The organism is Kitasatospora sp. NPDC091335, from assembly GCF_044757205.1.
GTDB lineage: Bacteria > Actinomycetota > Actinomycetes > Streptomycetales > Streptomycetaceae > Kitasatospora.
The window spans coordinates 88,388-109,332 of the sequence record NZ_JBIVUM010000017.1 but is presented as its reverse complement, the minus strand read 5'-3'; the positions used below and the strand labels follow the sequence as shown (position 1 = coordinate 109,332).

15 protein-coding genes are annotated in these 20,945 nt (G+C 74.8%); 4 read left to right on the top strand and 11 right to left on the bottom strand.

The genetic code is table 11. The annotated features are described in order from the left end of the window. Positions 1–140 precede the first annotated feature (140 nt). Complete coding sequence (locus ACIQOW_RS30065) at positions 141–2,531, top strand: ATP-binding cassette domain-containing protein (RefSeq protein WP_401090176.1); 2,391 nt, start codon at positions 141–143, stop codon at positions 2,529–2,531. A 58-nt stretch (positions 2,532–2,589) separates the two neighbouring features. Here ACIQOW_RS30065 and ACIQOW_RS30060 read toward each other — a convergent pair whose 3' ends face one another. The 4 genes from ACIQOW_RS30060 to ACIQOW_RS30045 form a co-directional block, all read right to left on the bottom strand. Further along, a complete protein-coding gene (locus tag ACIQOW_RS30060; RefSeq protein ID WP_401090174.1) occupies positions 2,590–3,099 on the bottom strand; it encodes a GNAT family N-acetyltransferase in 510 nt (169 codons plus the stop codon). 86 nt (positions 3,100–3,185) lie between these two features. Beyond that, on the bottom strand, positions 3,186–5,051 hold the full coding sequence (locus tag ACIQOW_RS30055; protein ID WP_401090172.1) for an endonuclease/exonuclease/phosphatase family protein: 1,866 nt from the start codon (positions 5,049–5,051) through the stop codon (positions 3,186–3,188). 224 nt (positions 5,052–5,275) lie between these two features. Further along, positions 5,276–6,229, bottom strand: a complete 954-nt coding sequence (locus ACIQOW_RS30050; RefSeq protein ID WP_401090170.1) for a Gfo/Idh/MocA family protein — start codon at positions 6,227–6,229, stop codon at positions 5,276–5,278. Between the two features lie 40 nt (positions 6,230–6,269). After that, positions 6,270–7,085, bottom strand: coding sequence for a sugar phosphate isomerase/epimerase family protein (locus ACIQOW_RS30045; RefSeq protein ID WP_401090168.1), 816 nt, complete (start codon positions 7,083–7,085; stop codon positions 6,270–6,272). A 113-nt stretch (positions 7,086–7,198) separates the two neighbouring features. Here ACIQOW_RS30045 and ACIQOW_RS30040 point away from each other — a divergent pair, with 113 nt between their 5' ends. From ACIQOW_RS30040 to ACIQOW_RS30030, 3 genes are all read left to right on the top strand, one after another. Then, complete coding sequence (locus tag ACIQOW_RS30040) at positions 7,199–8,413, top strand: ROK family protein (RefSeq protein WP_401090166.1); 1,215 nt, start codon at positions 7,199–7,201, stop codon at positions 8,411–8,413. Between the two features lie 70 nt (positions 8,414–8,483). After that, on the top strand, positions 8,484–9,509 hold the full coding sequence (locus ACIQOW_RS30035) for a hydroxyacid dehydrogenase (RefSeq protein WP_401090164.1): 1,026 nt from the start codon (positions 8,484–8,486) through the stop codon (positions 9,507–9,509). Between the two features lie 3 nt (positions 9,510–9,512). Then, entirely contained in the window at positions 9,513–10,781 is a 1,269-nt protein-coding gene (locus ACIQOW_RS30030; protein ID WP_401090162.1) for a sulfatase, read from the top strand. A gap of 34 nt (positions 10,782–10,815) precedes the next feature. Here ACIQOW_RS30030 and ACIQOW_RS30025 read toward each other — a convergent pair whose 3' ends face one another. From ACIQOW_RS30025 to ACIQOW_RS29995, 7 genes are all read right to left on the bottom strand, one after another. Further along, positions 10,816–12,825 (bottom strand): hypothetical protein, encoded by a 2,010-nt coding sequence (locus ACIQOW_RS30025; protein ID WP_401090160.1) that lies wholly within the window; start codon positions 12,823–12,825, stop codon positions 10,816–10,818. Between the two features lie 17 nt (positions 12,826–12,842). Further along, positions 12,843–14,705 carry a dipeptide ABC transporter ATP-binding protein gene (locus ACIQOW_RS30020; protein ID WP_401090158.1) on the bottom strand — a complete coding sequence of 621 codons (1,863 nt, stop codon included), beginning with the start codon at positions 14,703–14,705 and terminating at the stop codon, positions 12,843–12,845. Next, positions 14,702–15,550, bottom strand: coding sequence for an ABC transporter permease (locus tag ACIQOW_RS30015; protein WP_401090156.1), 849 nt, complete (start codon positions 15,548–15,550; stop codon positions 14,702–14,704). Before ACIQOW_RS30015 ends, ACIQOW_RS30020 begins: the two co-directional genes overlap by 4 nt. Continuing rightward, a complete protein-coding gene (locus ACIQOW_RS30010) occupies positions 15,547–16,506 on the bottom strand; it encodes an ABC transporter permease (RefSeq protein WP_188297993.1) in 960 nt (319 codons plus the stop codon). Before ACIQOW_RS30010 ends, ACIQOW_RS30015 begins: the two co-directional genes overlap by 4 nt. Before the next feature lie 84 nt (positions 16,507–16,590). Continuing rightward, positions 16,591–18,153 carry an ABC transporter substrate-binding protein gene (locus ACIQOW_RS30005; protein WP_401090153.1) on the bottom strand — a complete coding sequence of 521 codons (1,563 nt, stop codon included), beginning with the start codon at positions 18,151–18,153 and terminating at the stop codon, positions 16,591–16,593. 49 nt (positions 18,154–18,202) lie between these two features. Beyond that, positions 18,203–18,994: a polysaccharide lyase gene (locus ACIQOW_RS30000; RefSeq protein WP_401090151.1), complete on the bottom strand. Its 792-nt coding sequence runs from the start codon at positions 18,992–18,994 to the stop codon at positions 18,203–18,205. Positions 18,995–19,061: 67 nt separating this feature from the next. After that, complete coding sequence (locus tag ACIQOW_RS29995) at positions 19,062–20,630, bottom strand: DUF3604 domain-containing protein (RefSeq protein WP_401090149.1); 1,569 nt, start codon at positions 20,628–20,630, stop codon at positions 19,062–19,064. Between the last annotated feature and the right edge of the window lie 315 nt (positions 20,631–20,945).

Sequence of the window (20,945 nt, the reverse complement as noted above, 5' to 3'; positions counted from 1 at the left end):
CGTGCGCGAACCTGTTCGACCCCGGCCGGAAATGGTTGGATCGGGGGGTTCGAGCACACCGACGGCGGCCGGACCGGGCGGGCCCACCGGTCCACCACCTGTCCCAGAGAACCGCCGAGAGCCAGGGAGCGAAGAGAACGATGCCCAAGCGGACGGACGCGCAGCCGCACGTCGCCGACAGCCACGACCTGATCCGCGTGCACGGCGCCCGCGAGAACAACCTCAAGGACGTCAGCGTCGACCTCCCCAAGCGCCGGCTGACGGTGTTCACCGGGGTGTCCGGCTCGGGCAAGAGCTCCCTGGTCTTCGACACCGTCGCCGCCGAGTCCCAGCGGCTGATCAACGAGACCTACAGCGCCTTCGTCCAGGGCTTCATGCCCACCCTGGCCCGCCCCGAGGTGGACGTCCTCGAGGGCCTCACCACCGCGATCATCGTCGACCAGCAGCGGATGGGCGCCGACCCGCGCTCCACCGTCGGCACCGCCACCGACGCCAACGCGATGCTGCGCATCCTGTTCAGCCGCCTCGGCACCCCGCACATCGGCTCCCCCAAGGCGTTCTCCTTCAACGTCCCGTCGATCAGCGGCGCCGGCGCCGTCACCGTCGCGCGCGGCGGCAAGACGGTCAAGGAGCGGCGCAGCTTCAGCATCACCGGCGGGATGTGCCCGCGCTGCGAGGGCCGCGGCAGCGTCTCCGACATCGACCTCACCCAGCTCTTCGACGACGGCAAGTCGATCTCCGAGGGCGCGATCACCATCCCCGGCTGGAAGACCGACAGCTGGTGGACGGTCGGCGTGTACGCCAACTCCGGCTTCCTCGACCCGGACAAGCCGATCCGCAGGTACACGAAGAAGGAGATGCAGGACTTCCTGTACCGGGAGCCGACCAAGGTCAAGGTCAACGGCGTCAACCTCACCTACGAGGGCCTGATCCCCAAGATCCAGAAGTCCATGCTGGCCAAGGACAAGGACGCGCTCCAGCCGCACATCCGGGCCTTCGTGGAGCGCGCCGTCACCTTCACCGCCTGCCCCGACTGCGGCGGCACCCGGCTCAGCGAGGCCGCCCGCTCGTCCAGGATCGCGGGCGTCAGCATCGCCGACGCCTGCGCGATGCAGATCAGCGACCTCGCCGCCTGGGTCGCCGGCCTCGACGAGCCCTCGGTGGCACCGCTGCTCGGCACGCTCCGCCAGGCCCTCGACTCCTTCGTGGAGATCGGCCTCGGCTACCTCTCGCTCGACCGCCCCTCCGGCACCCTCTCCGGCGGCGAGGCGCAGCGGGTCAAGATGATCCGCCACCTCGGCTCCTCGCTCACCGACACCACGTACGTCTTCGACGAGCCCACCACCGGCCTGCACCCGCACGACATCGAGCGGATGAACCGGCTGCTGCTGCGCCTGCGGGACAAGGGCAACACGGTGCTGGTGGTGGAGCACAAGCCGCAGACCATCGCGATCGCCGACCACGTGGTGGATCTCGGCCCCGGGGCCGGCGCGGCGGGCGGCACGGTCTGCTACCAGGGCGACGTCGAGGGGCTGCGCACCAGCGGCACGGTGACCGGCCGCCACCTGTCCGACCGGACGGCGCTGCGCGGGACGGTGCGCGAGCCCACCGGCCGGCTGGAGATCCGCGGCGCGAGCACCCACAACCTGCGGAACGTGGACGTGGACGTCCCGCTCGGGGTGCTCACCGTGGTGACGGGGGTGGCGGGCTCCGGGAAGAGCTCGCTGATCCACGGGTCGCTGTGCCGACCGTCGGGGGCCGGGAACGAGGGCGTGGTCTCCGTCGACCAGGGCGCGATCAAGGGCTCCCGGCGCAGCAACCCGGCCACCTACACCGGGCTGCTCGACCCGATCCGCAAGGCCTTCGCCAAGGCCAACGGCGTGAAGCCGGCCCTGTTCAGCGCGAACTCCGAGGGCGCCTGCCCGACCTGCAACGGCGCCGGGGTGGTCTTCACCGACCTGGCGATGATGGCCGGGGTGGCCACCACCTGCGAGGACTGCGAGGGCAAGCGGTACCAGCCGGCGGTGCTGGAGTACCACCTGGGCGGGCGGGACATCGCCGAGGTGCTGGCGATGTCGGTGACCGAGGCGGAGGAGTTCTTCGGCTCGGGCGAGGCGAAGCTCCCGGCCGCGCACCGCGTCCTGGAGCGGCTCGCGGACGTCGGGCTCGGCTACCTCAGCCTCGGCCAGCCGCTCACCACGCTCTCCGGCGGCGAGCGGCAGCGGCTCAAGCTGGCCACCCACATGGCGGACAAGGGCGGTGTCTACGTCCTGGACGAGCCGACCACGGGGCTGCACCTGGCCGACGTCGAGCAGCTGCTCGGGCTGCTGGACCGGCTGGTCGAGTCCGGGAAGTCGGTGATCGTGATCGAGCACCACCCGGCGGTGATGGCGCACGCCGACTGGATCATCGACCTGGGCCCCGGCGCCGGGCACGACGGCGGGCTGGTGGTCTTCGAGGGCACCCCGGCCGAGCTGGTCGCCGCGCGGTCCACGCTGACCGGCGAGGCGCTGGCCCGGTACGTGGGCTGAAGCCGCGCGTGGGCTGAGCCGTACGTGGGCTGAGCCGAGGGCTCTCCCGGCGGGCCGGTCAGTCCAGCGGGAGGGCCATCTCCAGGATGCGCGCCGAGGCGTCCAGCACGTACGGCGTCGCCTCCCCGGTGTACGCGAACCCGCGCCGCAGGTAGAAGGCGGCGGCGCGGGGGTTCGCCTCGTGCACCCCGAGCAGCAGCCGCCCGGCGCCCCGGACCCGCGCCCAGGCGAGCACCGTGTCCAGCAGGGCGTCGGCGACGCCGCGCTCGCGGCCGCGGTGTGCCGGGTCCACCCAGACGCCGATGACGTCCAGCGCGGAGGCCTGGACCCGGTTCGGGGCGGACAGCATGGTGGCGACCCACTCCCCCGCGGTGTCCACCGCGACCAGGCCGAGCCGGTCGGGCTCGTTGACCCAGTCACACCGGGCCCGCCACTCACCCTCGCCGTGGCGGGTCGCGGTCTCGTGGGTCTCGCCGAACGCGAGCGGTGTGTCGAGGAGTTGGGCCAGCCGCACCTTCCGCAGCCGCTGCCAGTCGGCGCGCCCGATCCGCTCGATCCTGCACTCCATCGCTTCGGCTCCCCCGTCGCACGGCACGGCACTGCCTCCGCCGCCGGTGATCACCGGCGGCGGAGGCAGGATAGCCGGGGCGCCGGTCACGGCTTGATGCGGACCACCTGCGGGTCGTGGTCGCTGGCCTGCTGGGCGAACTCGGCGTTGATGTGCACCACGTCGTACTTGGCGTAGCCGACCTCGGGACTGACCAGGATGTGGTCCAGCACCTGCGAGTTGCCCTGGTAGACGTACGAGTACTGCTCGGTCTCCGGCAGCTGGTTCACCAGGTCGCGCAGCACGCCGTCCTTGGTGAGCGCGGCCAGCGCGGGCGAGAACTGGTAGTCGTTGAAGTCGCCGAGGGAGACGACCCTGGCCTCCTTGTCGGCGGCCAGCAGCTTGGCGACGAAGGCCTGCTCGATGGTGGCCTGCTTGATCCGCTGCACCTCGGAGCCGCGGGTCGGCTGCTGGAAGCGGCTGTCGATGCCCTGGTCGCCACCCTTGCTGTTGAAGTGGTTGGCGATCACGAAGACCTTCTTGCCGCGGAAGGAGAACTGGCCGACCAGCGGCTTGCGGCTGGTGGTCCAGGCCTCGTCGTTCGGCTCGATCCGGCCGGGCGAGGCGGTCAGCGCGGTGCTCGCGCCGGTGCCGGTCACGCCGACGGCGGTGGTGGCGTCGCCGCCGGGGATGTCGGTGAAGGACACCCGCTGCGGGTTGAACAGGAAGACCTGGCGGATGTTGCCGCCGGGCTCGCCGCCGTCCTTGCCGTCCTGCGGGTCGACCGAGCGCCAGTCGTAGGCCGGGCCGCCGGCCGCCCTGATGGCGGCGACGAACTTGGCGACGGTCCGGCTCGCGTCCACCGTGCCGTCGTTCGTGGCCCCGTTGTCGTCCTGGATCTCCTCCAGGGCGACGATGTCGGGCGAGCGCAGGTTGGTGACGACGCCCTGGGCCAGCTCGGCGAACTTGGCGTCCGGGTTGCCCGGGGCCAGGTTCTCCACGTTGTAGGTGGCGAGGGTGAGTTCGCGGTCGGCCGGCTGGGCGGTGACCTCGCGCTGGAGGTGGTTGTCCTTCAGGGCGCCCATGGTGCCGGCGACCAGGGTGTAGCCGCCGAAGTTGTTGTAGTCCAGCGGGCCCGCGGTGGTGCCGGTCAGCTCGTCGCCGACGTTGGCCACCGGGAACGGCTGCTGGCCGACCGGGGCCTGCTGCTGGATCATCAGGCGGCCGACGTTGGGCTCGCGGTAGGACTCGTACAGCACGCCGCCGCGCTTGCTGCGCTGGTCCTGCTTGTCGGCGGCGACCCACAGCTCGTTGTACTTGTCGGTCGCCTGGATCACCCGGACGTCCTTGACCTGGACGAGCATGCCCTCCAGGGACTCGTAGAAGTCCAGGGCGTACTTCTCCGGGTCGAGCGCCACGGCGTCGATGGAGCCGTCCGCGGCGGCCGGCGGGGCGTAGGTGCCGGGGATGTTGCGGGTGTCCACGGTGACCGGGGCGGGCAGCGGGTTGCCGGCCGACAGCACCGTGATGCCGGGGGCGGTGATCTCGGTGATGGACTGCGAGCCGCCGCCGAAGTTCGGGTAGTACTCGGTGACCTTGCCGCTCACCAGCACCGAGTCGCCGGCCTTCACGGTCGGGTTGCCGCCGGTGAAGACGAAGACGCCCTCGCTGGTGGCCGGGTCGGCGTCCGGGTTCGGGTCCTGGATCCAGAAGCCCTTGGAGCTGCCGTAGGCGCGCACGCCGGTGACGATGCCGGGCACGCCGGTGACGGGCTTGCCGGCCTGCGGGGATATCCGGGTGCCGCCCTGGACGTCGTGGATGCGCAGCGGGCCGGCCTCGGTCGGGGCGGGGGTGGCCGCGGCGGCGTTCGCCACCGGCAGCGGGACGAGCACCAGCGAGGCGGCCAGCGAAGCCGGGATCAGGGCGGCGCGCAGCAGGGCTCTGCGGGGGCGGGGAGCGGAGGCGGTGGTCACCGGGGCAGGACTCCTAGCTCCGTCGTGCGGCACTGGTGGCGCGCGACGGTCCGGGCGGAGGCGCGAACGGGCGCGCGCTACTCGCGGAGAGGGAAAGCGGAGGACGGACACCCGCCCCCCGCGGCGCCCCTCAAGATACGCGCGTAGAAAATGCCCCGACAAGACCCTGCCGGTGAACTGTCGGTTCCTCGCAGGTGACGTGACCTCCGGTCAGGCCGGGCCGCTCACAGCCCGCTCCCAGTGGACTCCCAGGAAGCCTCGATCCGCTCGACGACCAGCTCGCACAGCTCGTGGGTGCGCAGCGCGTCGTGGGCGTCCAGGGTGTGCCCGGCGCGGACGGCGGCCAGGAAGGCGAGCACGCACTGCTCGATGCCGCGCTGACGGGCCACCGGCACCCAGTCCCCGCGGCGGCGGACGGTCGGCTGGCCGCGGTGGTCGATCACCTCGGCGAGGTTGTGCACCTCGCGCTTGGAGTCGCCGCCGGAGACCTCCAGCACCTCCTCGGTGGAGCCGGAGACCCGGTTCATGATGCCGAGCGCGGTGAACCCGTCCCCGCCGAGGGTCAGCACCACGTGCTCGACCAGTCCGTCGCGGCTGCGGGAGCGGACGTCCACGTGCTCGATCTCGCCGGGGGCCAGGAAGCGCAGCACGTCCACGACGTGGATGAAGTCGTCGTACACCAGGGTGCGGGCGGTCTCGGCCAGGCCCTCGCGGTTCTTCTGCAGCACGATCAGGTCGCGCGGGCGCTCCCTGGCCTGGGCGTAGCCGGGCGCGTGGCGGCGGTTGAAGCCGACCATCAGCGAGCGGCCGGTGCGGTCGGCCAGGTCGACCAGCCGGCGGGCGCCGTCCAGGGTGTAGTCGAGCGGCTTGTCCACGTAGACGTCCACGCCCGCGGTGAGCAGCTGCTCGACGATCGGGACGTGCTGGTCGGTGGCGGCGTGCACGAAGGCGGCCCTGATGCCGCTGCCGATCAGCGCGCCGAGGTCGGTGAAGCGGTGTCCGGGCGCGATCCGGTGGGTCTCGCCGAGGCGGTCCAGCTTGGCCGCGTCCCTGGTCATCAGCCGCAGGTCCAGCCCGGGCAGGGCGGCGAGCACCGGCAGGTAGGCCTTCTGGGCGATGTCGCCGAGGCCGATCACCCCGACCGGGAGCGGGGTCTCGGTCGTTGCGCTCGCGTTCATCGGGTGCCTCCTGCCGGTGGGATGGTCGTACGGGTACACCCTAGAGGGCGGGCCGATCGGCCCGGCGGTCGGCGGCGCGACGGTCGGCGGCGCGGAGGAAGGCCGCGCCCGCCGGGAGCAACGGGGGCAGCGGGGCGGCGGCCGGGTGCCAGGGCGCCTCGTACTCCCAGCAGACCCAGGCGTCCGGCGGCAGCAGGCGCAGGCAGTCGGCGATCGGCAGGACGCCCGCGCCGAGCGGGAGCGGGGTGCGGTCCTGGGGGTCGGCGATGTCCTTGACCTGCACGTGGCCGAGGTACGGGGCGAGCGCCGCGTGGCTCCCGGCGGGGGTCTCGCCGGCCAGGTGGGTGTGCATCAGGTCCCACAGGGCGCCGACGGCCGGGTGGGCGACCCGGGCCAGCAGCCCGGCCACCGCCCGGCCGCCCCGGTGGGAGTCGTGGGTCTCGACGAGCACCCGCACGCCCAGCCGCCCCGCCTCCTCGGCGACGTCCGCGAGCCGCCGGGCGGCCCGGTCGTCGGCCTCGGCGCGCGGGCCGTCGCCGCCGCGCGGGAAGACCCGGACGGCGCCCGCGCCGAGGTCGGCGGCGAGCCGCAGGTGGGTGCGGAGCGAGCCGGTCACCGGGGCGTCCGGGCCCGGGGCGGCGACGCCCACGTAGGAGGCGAGCGCGAGGGGGGTGAGGCCGTGGGCGCGCATGGTGCGGGCGGCCGCCCCGCGCTCCCCCCGGGTCATCGCCGGGTGGACGGACTCGCCCTCGGCGCACCGCAGTTCGAGCCCGTCCCAGCCGTGGCCGGCGGCGAGCCCGGCGGCCTCGGCCAGCGGGAGCCCGGGGACGCCGAGCGTGGAGTAGGCGAGCGGCATGGCGGCTCCGTGAGGTGTCGGGCGGCCCGGGGCGGGCCGGGCCAAGGATATATTCAAGCTGAGACAAAGTCCTGACCAGCCACCCGGGCCCGGTCAGGTCCGAGGAGCGCGCGATGCCCACGAGCCGCACCCCCGCCACCGCCACGACGCAGACCGTCGCCCAGGTGAACCAGACCGTCCTGCTGGAGGTGCTGCGGCGGCACGGCACGCTGTCCCGGCAGCGGCTGGCCGCCGAGAGCGGGCTGAGCACCGCGACCGTGCACCGGCTGGTGGAGGTGCTGCGCGCCGAGGGGCTGGTGGAGGTGGAGACGGAACGGGCGCCGTCCGGTGGCGGCCGGCCGCCGCAGCTGATCCGGTACAACGCCCGCGCGCAGACCGTGCTGGCGGTCGCGGTGCGCCCGCGCCGGATCGTCGGGGTGGTGGCCGCCCTGGACGGCACGGTGCTGCACGAGGCCGAGCACCACTGGGAGTTCGCCGGCTCGGACCGGCCGCGGGAGATCGCGTCCGCCGACCTGACCGGCCCGCTGCTCGCGCTGGTGGACGGGCTGCGGGACTGGGCCGGGCGGCACGCGGGGGCTCCCCGCGCCCTCGTCACCGGCGTGCCCGGAGTGGTCAGGGACCGCACCGGGCTGGTGGAGTTCGCGCCCGCGCTGGACTGGCCGGGGCTGCGGCTGGGCGTGCTGCTCCAGGAGCGCTACGGCGTCCCGGTGGCGGTCGAGAGCAACGTCAACCTGGTCGCGCTGGCCGTGCGGCAGTCGCCGGCCGCGGCCGGTGTGAGCGACCTGGCGGCCGTCGTGGTGGGCATCGAGGTCGGCGCCGGGATCGTGCTGGACGGCCGGCTGCACCGCGGCCGGCTGGGGGCGGCCGGGGCGCTCGGCCATCTGATGTCCGGGCACGCGGCGCTGGACCGGCCGCTCGGGCGGACCGGCGACACCCAGGCGGGGATCGGCGACCACGCGGTGGACCGGCGGATCACCGAGGCCGGCCTGACGGTGTCCGGCACCCCGGCGGAGCGGGTGGCCGGGCTGTTCCGGCTGGGCCGGGAGGGCGATCCGGCGGCGGTCCGGCTGATCGGCGAACTCACCGACGACCTGGCGCTGCTGGTCGCCAACCTGAGCGTGGTGCTCGCGCCGGAGCTGATCGCCCTCGGCGGGCGGCTGTTCTGGGAGAGCGGGGGCGAGCTGCCCGCCGCGATCGAGAGCCGGCTGCAGGGGCGGGTGCCGGTGCTGCCGCGCCTGGTGGTCGTGCACAGCACCACCACCGAGCTGGTCGGCGCGGCCGCCGCCGCGGTCCGGCTCGCGGACGGGGCGACCTTCATCACCCGGTGAGCGGGCCGACCCACCCTCGTCACTATTTCTCACTGTGATAGAAACTCCTCGTGCGCCAGAGTTCCGGCGCGTGCGCCAGCGACCCGAGGAGAACCGGATGCCCACCGCCGCCTTCGCGATGGACCCGGAGCGCTTCCCCGACGTGTACGGCCCGGAGGCCCGCGCCCGGGTCGCCGCCCACGCCGGGCTGACGGCCGACCCGGCCTCGCCCCACGGGGTGTGGAGCGCCGAACGGCTGGCCGCCGCACCGGAGGCACTGCGCGACGTCGAGGTGCTGTTCACCGGCTGGGGCGGCCCGGTCCTGGACGCCGCCGCCCTGGCCGGGCTCCCCCGCCTGCGACTGGTGCTCTACGCCGCGGGATCGGTGCGCCGGATCGCCGGCGAGGCGTTCTGGGCCACGGGCATCCCGATCGTCACCGCCGCGCACGCCAACGCCGTCCCGGTCGCGGAGTTCACCGTCGCCCAGATCGTCTACGCGCTCAAGGGCGGCTGGCGCCACGTCCTCGCCGCCAGGGCCGCCCGCGCCGCCGTCCCGGCCGCCCGCACCCCGGGCGGGTACGGCTCCACCGTCGGCGTCCTGTCGCTCGGCGCGGCCGGCCGGCTGGTCTGCGAGATGCTGCGCGGCTACGACGTGCGGGTCCTCGCGCACGACCCGTACGCCCCGGTGCCGCCCGGGGTGCGGGCCGTCGGCCCGGACGAACTCTTCGCCACCGCCGACGTGGTGAGCGTGCACACCCCGCTGCTGCCCGAGACCCGCGGACTCGTCGGGCGGCGGCTGCTGGAGTCGATGAAGCCCGGCGCCACACTGGTCAACACCTCGCGCGGAGCCGTCCTGGACGAGCCCGCACTGCTCGCGGTCCTCGCCGAGCGCCCCGACCTCTTCGCCGTGCTCGACGTCACCGACCCCGAGCCGCCGCTGCCGGACTCGCCGCTGTTCACCCTGCCCAACGTGGTCGTCACCCCCCACCTGGCCGGCAGCCGGGGGCTGGAGCGCCGCCGCCTCGGCGACCTGGTGGTCGACGAGTTCGAGCGCTGGCTGCGCGGAGCCCCGCTGCGCCGGGCACTCGACCCGCACACCTACGAACGGATGGCCTGACCCGTGCCGAAGCCCCGCAACCCCGACGTGGTGGTCGTCCTGACGGACCAGCAGACCGCCGACGCGATGAGCGCCGCGGGCAACCCGTACCTGCGCACCCCCGCGATGGACTCGCTGGCCGCCGCCGGCACCCGCTACCCCCACGCCTACTGCGCCCAGCCGCTCTGCACCCCGTCCAGGGCCAGCCTGATGACCGGCCGCCTGCCCAGCACGGTCGGCGTCACCGGCAACACCGGCGGCCCCGAGGACCCGCTGCTCGGACGGCTGTTCACCGAGGCCGGGTACGACTGCGGCTACGGCGGCAAGTGGCACCTGCCGGAGCTCGACCTGCCCGAGGGCCGGGGCTTCCGCCGGATCCACCCGGCGGGCGGGGACGACGCCGGACTGGCCCGCGCCGCCGCCGAGTTCGTCCGCGCCCCGCGCGAGCGGCCGTTCCTGCTGGTCGCCTCCTTCCTGGAGCCGCACGGCATCTGCGAGTGGGCCCGCGGCCAGGACCCGCGCACCGGCCCGCTCCCGCCCGCGCCGCCCGTCGCCGAACTCCCGCCGCTGCCCGCCAACTTCCCGGTCGGGCCGTACGATCCGGCACTGCCCAGGCTCGCCCGGCAGGCCCAGCCGCACACCCATCCGACGGCCGAGTGGCGGGAGGACGACTGGCGCCGCTACCGGCATGCCTACTACGCGCTCGTGGAGCGGGTGGACCGGCACGTCGGACAGCTGCTGGCGGCGCTGGAAGGGCGGGGCAGGGAGACGGTGGTGGTGTTCGGCTCCGACCACGGCGACGGCGCGGGCGCCCACCGCTGGAACCAGAAGTGGGCGCTGTACGAGGAGTGCGTACGGGTGCCGCTGGTGGTCACCGGTCCCGGGGTGGCCGCCGGCGCGGTCGACGAACGGCTGGTCGCGGTCGGCCTCGACCTGATCCCGACGCTCTGCGACCTGGCCGGCATCGCCGCGCCCGACGGCCTGCCGGGCCGCAGCGTCCGCGCGGCGCGCCCGCACACCAGCGTGGTGGTCGAGACCCGCTGGGAGATCCCCGGCTTCAACAACGCCCTGGGACGGATGGTCCGCGCCGGACGGCACAAGTACGTCTGCTACGCCTGGGGCGACCACCGGGAGCAGCTGTTCGACCTCGCCGCCGACCCCGGCGAGCTGGTCAACCTCGCGGTGGACGCCCGGCACGCGGCGCTGCTCGACCGGTTCAGGGACCTGCTGGCCCGGCACTGCGCCGGGGTCGCCGACCCGTTCGCGCGCTTCGTCCCGCGGGCCGGGCGCTGACGAGGGGGCCGGCCCCCTCGTCGGCGCCGGGGAGCTACGGCCGGACGGCGATCAGCTCCCGCCCGCGCAGCGTGTAGAGCACCCCGTGCTCGTCCGCGGCCAGCCGGGCGCCGCTGTACCACTCGGCGTCCAGATCGACCAGCACGGTGGCGGCCAGGGTGTCGCGGTCCAGCCGGAACAGGGAGCGCTCGCTGACCCCGTACAGGACCCCGCCGAGGGCCAGCAGGCGCGGGTTGGCGCCGGCCGCCGGGCCCAGGTCGGCGCGCCGCCCGACCGTCGGAACGAACCCGGGCCGCCGCGAGCCGCGCAGGTCGACGGTGAACGCCCGGCCGTTCACCGTCAGGCCGTACAGGGTGTGCCCGTGCACCGCCAGGCTGCTGACGCCCGCGCCGAGGTCGGTCGCGGTGCGCCACAGCTCGCGCCCGGCCACCGGGTCCCAGGCGGCCAGGTCGCCGCGCGGGCCGGTCGGCCTGGCGTTGTCGCCGCCGAGGAACGCCTGCCCCTGCCCGGCGGCCACGGCGCGGACCAGCTGCCCGGGGCCGAGCGGGTCGGTGTGCACGGCCGGCCGGCCGCTGCCGGGGCGGTAGGTGACGAAGGAGCCGCCGCCGGTGGTGTCGGCCTGGACGCCGAGCAGCAGCAGGCCGCTGTCCGGGTCCCTGCGGATCACCTGCGGGCGGTTCTGCTCCTGGGGCAGCGCGGCCTCCTGCACGGGCGCCCGGTCCGCCCCCGGCCGGTAGCGCCAGATGCCCTGCGAGGAGTAGACGGCCAGGTAGAGGGTGCCGTCGTCGAGGACCACGGTGTCCTTGGCCTCGCCCGGCACCGGGAGCTTGCGGACGGTTCGCGCCGTCAGGTCGTGCAGGGCGACCGAGCCGTTGCCGCCGACGTACACCCGCCCGGCGCGGGCCGCCACCGACATCCCGAGCTGGGCGGCGGCGGGCGCGCCCGCCTCGACCAGGTCCCGGGTGGCGACGGCGCCGGTGCCGAGGTCCAGGGTCCACACGGTGCCGCCCTCGGTGACCCCGGCCAGGGTGTCGCCGAGCCGGCCGAGGCCCCAGGAGTTGCCGTCGGGTACGGGCACCGCGAGCCGGTCCAGGGCGCCGGTGGCGAGGTCGTGGCGCCACAGCACGCCGTGCTCGGTGGAGGTGAACCAGAGGGTGTCGCCGCGCCGCTGGAAGTTGGTGACGCTCTTGGTGCCGGGGACGGCGAAGGCGCGCAGCACCCGGTGGCCCGCCGGGTCGAGGAGCGCCACGTGGGCGGGCGCGCCCTCGGTGGACACCGCCAGCAGGTCGTCGCCGAGGACGGTGATCCGGCGGATGATCGTGTCGCCGCGCAGGTCGGGCGGGGTGATGTCGGTGACGGCGCCGGTGGCCCGCTCGACGGCGTACAGGGTCGCCCCGGCCGCTCCGCCGCCGCCCGCCAGGTTGCTGCCGACGCCGAGGTAGGCGTGGGTCGCGGTGGCGGCGACGGCGCGGCCCTGGGTGGCGTTCGGCGCCGGGGAGGCGACCTCGGTGACGGCGCCGGTGTCCGGAGCCCAGGCGTACAGGCCGGGGCCGGCGGCCCTGCCCTTCTGGCGTCCGGTCGCGTAGACCGTGCCGTCGGGCGCGACCGCCACGTCGCGGACGTCGGCGCCGGGGACGTTGCCGAGCGCGGTCAGCGTGCCGTCGTAGCGGTAGAGGTTGGCCGCGCCGGGGGCGTCGGTGACGCCGAGGTGGAGCACGCCGGCGTGGGCGGCCGAGCCCTGGACGAAGTTGCCGGTCGGCAGCTCGACGGTGGTGGTGACCCGGCCGGTCGGCAGGTGGTAGCCGATCACCCTGGCGGGCGCGAGGTTGCGCGAGCCGATCCACAGGGTGTCGCCGATCAGGGTCGCGCTCATCAGCGGGAAGTCGGTGTTCCCCGGGCCGAGTCCGGTGACCCGGGGGCCGGGCGGCGGGCCGGCGGCGGTGACCGCGGTGGTGGCCGCGGCGGTCGGGCCGAGCGCCGAGAGCGCGGCCACCGCGCCGGTGCCGAGCAGGAGTCGGCGGCGCGAGGGGTTGACGGCAGGCATGGGGCTCCAGAGTCCGGTCATGGGCGGGGCGTGGGGCGGGGCGTGGGGCGTGTCGTGGGGAGGGGTGGGGCAAGGGGCAGCGGGCCGGGGGCGCCGGCGGCCGCCAGCAGCTCCCGGGTGTACGGGTGGGCGGGGGCGGCGAACAGCTCGGCGGCGGGCGCCCGTTCGACCACCCGGCCCCGGCGCAGCACCAGTACCTCGTCGCACAGGTGGCGGACCAGCGCCAGGTCGTGCGAGATGAACACCAGCCCGATGCCGGTCCGTTCGCGCAGTTCGGCGAAGAGGTTGAGGATCTGCGCCTGGACCGAGACGTCCAGTGCGGAGGTCGGCTCGTCGGCGACCAGCACCCGCGGGCCGACGGCCAGGGCCCGTGCGATCGCGACCCGTTGGCGCTGGCCGCCGGAGAGCCGGTGCGGTCTGGCGTCGAGCACCGCCTCCGGCAGGCCGACCAGCTCGCACAGCCCGCGCGGGTCCCGGTCCCGCAGCCCGTGGGTCACCAGCGGTTCGGCCAGCGCCTCGCGCACCGTCATCCGGGGGCTGAGCGAGGCGTACGGGTCCTGGAAGACGAGCTGCACCCGGCGCCGCAGCTCGCGCTCCTCGGCGCGGCCGGCCCCGGCCCAGGAGCGGCCGTCCACCCGTACCGTCCCGGCCTGCGGGCGCACCAGCCCGAGCAGTGCCCGGGCCAGGGTGGACTTCCCCGACCCGGACTCGCCGATCACCCCGACCGCCCGGCCGGGCGCGGCGCTCAGGCTCACGCCGTCCAGTGCCGGGGGGCGGCGGCGGCCGTAGCGGACGGTGAGGTCCTCGGCGACCAGGACGGGCTCGGCAGCCGGCCCCTCCGGTCGCTTCTCGCTCTTCTGACGTTCCGTCACCATTACTTGGGTCACCGGGAGATGGCAGGCGAAGCCGGCCGCGCCGGTGCCGGTCCACTCCGGCGCCGAGGTGGCGCAGCGGGCCTCGGCGGCGGCGCAGCGCGGGGCGAAGGCGCAGCCGCCCTGCGCCTCCCCGGCCGCCGGCGGGCGCCCGCCGATGACGGTGAGCGGCACGCCGGGCGGGCCGTCCATCCGGGGCACGCCGGCCAGCAGCCCGGCGGTGTACCGGTGCCGGGGTCCGGCCAACAGGCCCGTAGTGGGGCCGCGTTCGACGATCCGGCCCGCGTACATCACCTGGACGGTGTCGCAGCTGCGGGCCACCACGCCGAGGTCGTGGGTGATCAGCAGGACGGCCGTGCCGGTCTCGTCGCGCAGCCGGACCAGCAGGTCGAGGATCTCCACCCGGGTGCTCGGGTCGAGCGCCGTGGTCGGCTCGTCGGCGATCAGCAGCTGCGGGCGGTTGGCCATCGCCATGGCGATCAGCACCCGCTGGCGCATGCCTCCGGAGAACTCGTGCGGCCGGTCCCGGTAGCGGCGGGCGGACTCGGCGATGCCGACCAGGTCGAGGAGTCCGAGCGCCCGGGCGCGGGCCTCGCGGCGGCTCGCGCCGTGCACCAGGGCGGCCTCGGCGAGCTGGCGGCCGACCGGCATCCGGGGGTTGAGGTGGGCCAGCGGGTCCTGGAAGACCATGCCGATGCGCCGCCCGCGCACCGCGCGCACGGCGGGCTCGGGCAGGGCGAGCAGGTCGGTGCCGTCGAACCGGACGGTGCCGCCGGTGGTGCGGCAGCCCGGTGGCAGCATCCGGTTGACGGCCAGCGCGGTGAGGGTCTTGCCCGAGCCGGACTCGCCGACCAGGCCGAGGATCTCGCCGGGCCGCACGGTGAAGTCCACGCCGCGCACCGCTTCGCCGCCGCCCGCCGTGACGCGCAGGCCGCGCACCTCCAGCAGCGGCGTGCCGGTCGCCGGTGCGGCACCGGTCGGGGCCTTGACGGCATCGGTCGTGGTCACCGCAGTCTCTCCCGGTTGAACGAGTCGGCGAGCAGGGTCAGGCCGAACACCAGCAGGCCGAGCAGGACGACCGGCGTCAGGGCGTAACCCGGGTGCAGGAACAGGTACTTGGAGCCGGTGTTGATCATCGTGCCGAGCGAGGGGGCGGGCGGCTGGATGCCGAGCCCGAGCACGCTCAGGCCGCCCTCGGTCTTGACCGCGTGCGCCATCGCCACGGCCAGCAGCGCGGTCGTGGCGTCGACGACGTTCGGCAGCACGTGGCGGCGCAGGATCCGGCCGCGCGGCACGCCGAGCACCCGGGCCGCCGCCACGTGGTCGCGGGCGAGCTGGCCGAGCAGCGCCGCCCGCGCCTGGCGCCCGAAGGAGGGCAGCGCGCTCAGCACGATGGTGGCCACCACGGTGCCCGTCCCGGGGCGCACCAGCAGGGCGAGCGCGAGTCCGAGCAGCACCCCGTGCAGGCCGAGCAGCAGGTCGAACAGCCGCTGGACGGCCTCGCCGAGCAGCCGGTTCAGGCCGCCGAGCAGGCCCAGCGCGGTGCCGAGCACGGCCGCCGCGGGTACCGCCAGCAGGCAGACCAGCAGCTCGGTGCGGATGCCGGCCAGCGCCCGGGCGAGCAGGTCCCGCCCGACCTCGTCGGTGCCCAGCAGGTGGGCGGCCGACGGTCCGGCCAGGGCGTCCTGGCCCTGCCGGTACGGGTCCGCGGCCAGCAGCGGGCCGAGCAGTCCCAGCAGCACCACCAGCAGGACGAGGAGCGCGCCGGTGCGCCCGCGCCGGGTGCGCAGCGCGGCCGGGAGCGCGGGCGGGCGCAGCCGTCGGCCGCGGGCGGGGGCGGTGGTGGCGGTCACCGGTCCTCCCCGGTGCCGGCGCGGGCGATCCGCGGGTCGAGCCGGCCGACGAGCAGCTCCGAGCCGAGCTGCACGAGGACGGCGACCGCGACGGCGAGCATGATCAGGGTCTGGGCGACGGGGTAGTCCCGCTGGTTGATGGCGTCCAGCAGCAGCTGGCCGAGGCCGTGCCGGGCGAAGAGCTGTTCGGCGACCACCGCGCCGCCCAGCAGCTCACCCAGGTGCAGGCCGAACTCGACGCAGAACGGGGCCAGGCTGTTGGGCAGCACGTGGCGTGCCAGGACCCGCCGGGGCGAGGCCCCCTTGGCGACGGCGGTCAGCACGAACTCCTCCTGACGGGTGCGGCGCAGCTCGGTGGCGAGCAGCCGGGCCAGCACCGCCGAGCCCGGCAGCGCGAGCGCGACGGCGGGCAGCGCGAGGTACTGGACGGCGAGGTCAGGCGCGGCGAACAGGTCCCGCTCGCCCCCGGCGGGCAGCAGCCGCAGCAGCACCGCGAAGACGAGGACGAACAGCACGGCGGTGACGTACACCGGCAGCGCGAGCAGGGCGGTGGCCAGCGGGTCGAGCACCCTGGCCAGGCGCCCGCGGCGCTCGGAGGCCAGGGCGACGCCCAGCAGCAGGCCGAGGACCAGCATCAGCAGCCCGGCGGCGAGGGCGAGCTGGACGGTGCTGCCGACGCTCTGGCCGATCAGGCGGGTGACCGGTTCCCGGTAGTGGAAGGAGCTGCCGGGGTCGCCGGTGAGCAGCCCGTGCAGCCAGCCCAGGTACTGGACGGGCATCGGCCGGTCCACGCCGAGGCTGTCGGCGAGCCGGTCGCGCTGCTCCTGGTCGGCCTCGGCGCCGAGCGCGGCGGACACCGGGTCGCCGGGGGCGAGGCGGAGCAGCAGGAACACGGCGACGGAGGCGAGCCAGAGCGTGGCCAGCGCTCCGGCCGCCTTTCTGGTCCAGTAGGGCACGGGGGGCTCCGGGTGGTGGGGAACGGCGGGTTCGCCGGCCCCGGACGGTGGGGGGCGTCCGGGGACGGCGCTCGTGAGGGCGCGTCAGGCGGTGCGCCGGGTGTCGTCGAGCCGCAGGTAGCCGAGCGCGCTGGTGGCCACGCCGCGGACGGAGGAGGCGAGGGCGTAGGTCTCCCAGGCGTGCGCGAGGGTGATGTGGAAGGACTCGGCGAGCAGGTACTCGGACAGTTCGTGGTTGACGTCGGCCCTGGACTGCTCGTCGGCGGCGGCGAAGGCGCGGGACTGGAGGTCGGCGTAGGCGGGGTCGGTGACGTGCGAGGTGTTCCGGCCGACCTGGAGGGGCCCCGAAACGGTGATCCCGCTCAGCGGGGAGACGCTGACCATGCCGTGGTTGGCGATGAACAGCCCCTCCAGCGTGCCCTGCTGGATCTTCGGCTGGAGCGCGGCGTTGTCCATCAGCTGGACGTCGACGCCGAACCCGGCCTGTTCCAGGTCGTACTTGACCAGTTCCACGAGGGAGGCGAAGACCGGCGAGCTCGCGGCGGTGAGCGGCACCCGGGTGCCCTCCGCGCCGGCCTCCCTGAGTAGTCCGCGGGCCTTCTCCGGGTCGTGCGGGTAGCGGGTGACCTGGTCGGGGGTGACGCCGGGGGTGTGGGAGGGCCAGGGCAGGCTGCTCGCCTCGGCGTGGCCGCCGTACACCTGGGCGACGATGCGGTCGCGGTCCACCGCGTACTGGAGGGCCTGGCGCACCCGGCGGTCGTCGAAGGGCCTGCTGGTGACGTTCACCCCGAGGAACGCCTGCTGGTACGAGGACCTGGCGGACTGCACGGTGAAGGCCGGGTTCCCGGCCAGCACCTTGAGGTCGCGCCCGGGCACCGCGCCGATCAGGTGGGACTGCCCCGACTGGAGGGCGGACAGCGCGGCCTGGCTGCTGGTCACCGAGCGGACGGTGATCCGCTCGACGTGCGGCCGGCCGCTCTGCCAGTAGTGGTCGTTGCGGGCCAGGTCGAGCTGGTTGCCGCCCTTGAACGCCTGCCAGGTGAACGGCCCGGTGCCGTTGACCTTCTCGGCGGCCTTGCCGTCCACGTAACTGCGGGAGTCCACCACGGGGTTGAAGGCGAGCGCGTCGAACAGGTTGCTGGTGGGCTTGGCGAGGGTGAGGGTGACCTCGTGCGGGGCGCTCGCCCTGATGTCGGCGAGCCGTTCCAGCAGCGGCTTGACCTGGGAGGTCTTGGCCGCGCCGGTGAGCGAGAAGACGACGTCGTCCGGGCTGAGCGGGCGGCCGTCGTGGAAGGTGACGTCCTCGCGGAGCTTGAGCACCAGCTTGGTCCGGTCGGCGTTCCACTCCCAGGCGGTGGCGAGCCAGGGCACCGGCTGGAGGGTCTGCGGGTCGAGGTCGACCAGCCGGTCCAGCACCAGGTTGACGAAGACCGGGGTGTCCGGGCCGCGGTGGAGCAGCTGGGTGGGGTCGGGGGCGGCGCCGTAGACGATCTGGAGGTCCGGCGCGGTGGTGGTGGCGGAGGCCGCGGCCCCGCCGGCGGCGTCCTCGGTGGCCGAGCGGCAGCCCGCCGCCAGCAGGACCGCTCCGGCGCTCAGGCCGAGGAAGCCTCTTCGGGGCAGGCCGGTGGGACGGGCTGCGTCGCTCATGGTGGTGCTACCTCTTCGGTTCTCGGGTTCCGGGGTGGGTGGTCGCGGGTCAGTACCTGGTCACGACGACGCTGTCGCTCCAGGCCACCACGTCGGGGCCGCCGGTCGGGTAGGGGATGTTCTTGGCCGGGTTCCAGTTGGCCCGGTAGATGCCGGTCTTGAAGTACGGCGACTGGTTCTGGTGGTAGTTGTTGAGGCCGGTGTGGGCGCCGACCTGGACGCCGTCCCGGAACACGGTGACGGCGCCGGGGGTGGTGTCGGTGGACCAGGTGATGTCGAAGGCCCACTGGTTCCAGTGCCCGAACTGCACGGCGCCGAGCGGGATCACCGCCTCCTGGACGGTGCTGGGGTCGGACAGCCAGTGCACCTTGAGCCGCCAGCTGCCGTCCTTGACGGTCAGGGCGATCGGCGGCTTGGTGTCGCTGCCGTCGGCGAGCGGGTAGCCGTGCCACTGGGCGAGGATCGTCTCGGTGGAGGTCGGCACCCAGTCGGCGGGCAGGTAGTCGGCGAGGGCGAAGCGGTAGCTGCCCCAGCCGAGGGAGTTGACGGCGACCTCGGAGCGGTAGGAGGCGCCGTCGTTCGGCACGCTGAAGCGGGCGGCCTGGCCGGTGCCGCCGGCGGGGGCGGGGGCCACGGTGATGCTGCCGTTGCCGTCGATGCGCTGGCGGGTCCAGGCGGAGACGGTGCCGGACTCGAAGCCGTCGGCGAAGACGTCGACGGACGCGGTGACGGGGGCGCCGGGGGCGGCCTGGGCGGAGGTGGCGTGCGCGGGGGCGGCGGCGGTCACGGCCAGGGCGGCGGTGAGCGCGGCGGCGGCGAGGCGGCCGGAGAGGCGGGACATCGTGGTTCTCCTTCTCGGGTTCGGGGCTGATCGACCGGGGGTGACGGCCGGTTGACCGGTTGCGCGGTCAGCCGGCCCGGCGACAGGAGCCGGCCGGTCCCACCCAGGTCGGGCTGGACCAGGCCCACTGGTCGTTCAGCTGTCGTACCCGGACGTGGTAGAAGTCCCCGTCGCCGCCCGGGCGTTCGTCGGTCAGCTCGAAGTCGGCGGCCGTCTCGTGCTCGGGCACGGCCCGGTCGAAGCGGTAGGCGCCGGAGACGAACCCGCCGGTGAAGCCGGTCCGCGCGCCCTCCAGGAGTTCGCCGACGGCGTGGACCGTCTCGACGCCGTTCACGACGGCGACCAGCCGGGTGCGGGCGTCGCCCTCGATCCGCAGCGAGAAGCCCTGGGTGCTGTCGGTGGCGGTGTTGGGGTTGCCGTCGGTGACCGTCCACAGCCGGACCTCGCCCGGCCCGCCGCGCTCCCACCGGGACGGCCGGTAGGTGTCCGGCTCGGCCTCGGCCGGCGCGACCGTCTCCGGGCCGCGCAGGCGGGGCTGGACGTCCAGCAGCCGCCCGCCCTCGACCCGCAGGGTGACGTCCCACCGCACCGGTTCGCCGCGCCGGCCCCAGCCGACGGCGAAGCCCAGGGTGCCGGTGAAGGCGTCCGACGCCCGTGCGCCGGCCAGCAGTTCGGGGCGGCTGACCCGGTGCAGCGGCACGCCGTTGCGCAGCACCTCCACGTGGTCGAGGGCGTCCCTGCCCCGCACCGTCACCCGGATCCGGCGCCGGTCGGCGGAGCCGGTCACGGCGCCCATCGGCGCGCCGTTGACGGAGGTGGCGAGCAGGATGCGGTCGCCGGTGATCGCGTAGGTGCGGCGCTGCTGGACGGCCGTCCAGATCCCGTCGCGGGTCAGCTCGGGGGCCCAGACGGCGACCCGGCCGTGCCCGTGGCTGCCGGGGAAGGCGCTGTGGTGGTCGGTGGAGCCGATCAGCCCGAAGCGGTGGCCCAGGCGCAGGCCGTGGACGGCCGTCCCGGCGGCGGCGCGCGGGCCCATGGTGTGCAGGTAGCCGCGCGGCGCCTCGTCGGACTCGGCGCAGCCGTGCATCGACACCATCTCCACCACCGGGGCGAACTCCTCGGTGTAGGAGGCCCAGTCGATGCCGCGGCGGGCCGGCCCGTAGCCGATGTGGTGCGGCAGCGCCCAGGTGCGGACGCCCTCGGCGGCGAGCCCGCGCAGCCGGGCGCGCAGTGCGTCCAGGTCGGCCGCCCTGATGATCTCGCCGCGCGGGCCGTCGAAGTACACGCAGTGGTCGCCGTACGCGAGGCTGTGCCACTCGAAGGACTGGAAGGTGACGAAGCGGCCGTCCTCGTGGGCGGCGGCGGTGACGTCCTGGACGTGGTCCCAGAGCCGGGCCAGCCGGGCGAAGCCCTCGGTGTGGTAGTCGACCAGGCTCGCCAGCTCGGGGGTGCGCTCGGGCAGGTCGTGCCACCAGCCGTGGCCGGTGACGCTGGCGAAGTCGAGCTGGAGCCGGGCGTTGGCGTAGGCGTCCTCGATGCTCCCGTGGCCGTAGCTGATGCCGCAGTGGTTGTGGAGGTCGCCGACGTACAGGCCCAGGCCTGCGTAGCCGGGCGCGTCGGTGGTGGGGGCGGTCATCGGGGCGGGGGCTTCCTCGGGTCGTGGTCGCGGAGGTCGGGGCTCCGGGCGACTCTGGGCGGTCCGGTCGACCCAGGGCATTTGATCGACTCTGAGAAGAAGCTAGCCGCGATCTCCGGGGGCGGGTCAAGGGTCGACCATGCGGTGTCGTGCGATCGCCATCGGGCGAAACATGACCTTCACAGAAGACCAGCAGGTGGAGAGGGGGGATTCCTGGTCAGCGAGGCGGCCAGGGCGCCGCGGGGTCGGCTCAGACTTTTGATCGATCTGATAGAAACTCCCGGAGATACCTCCCGAGATACCTCCCGACATCCC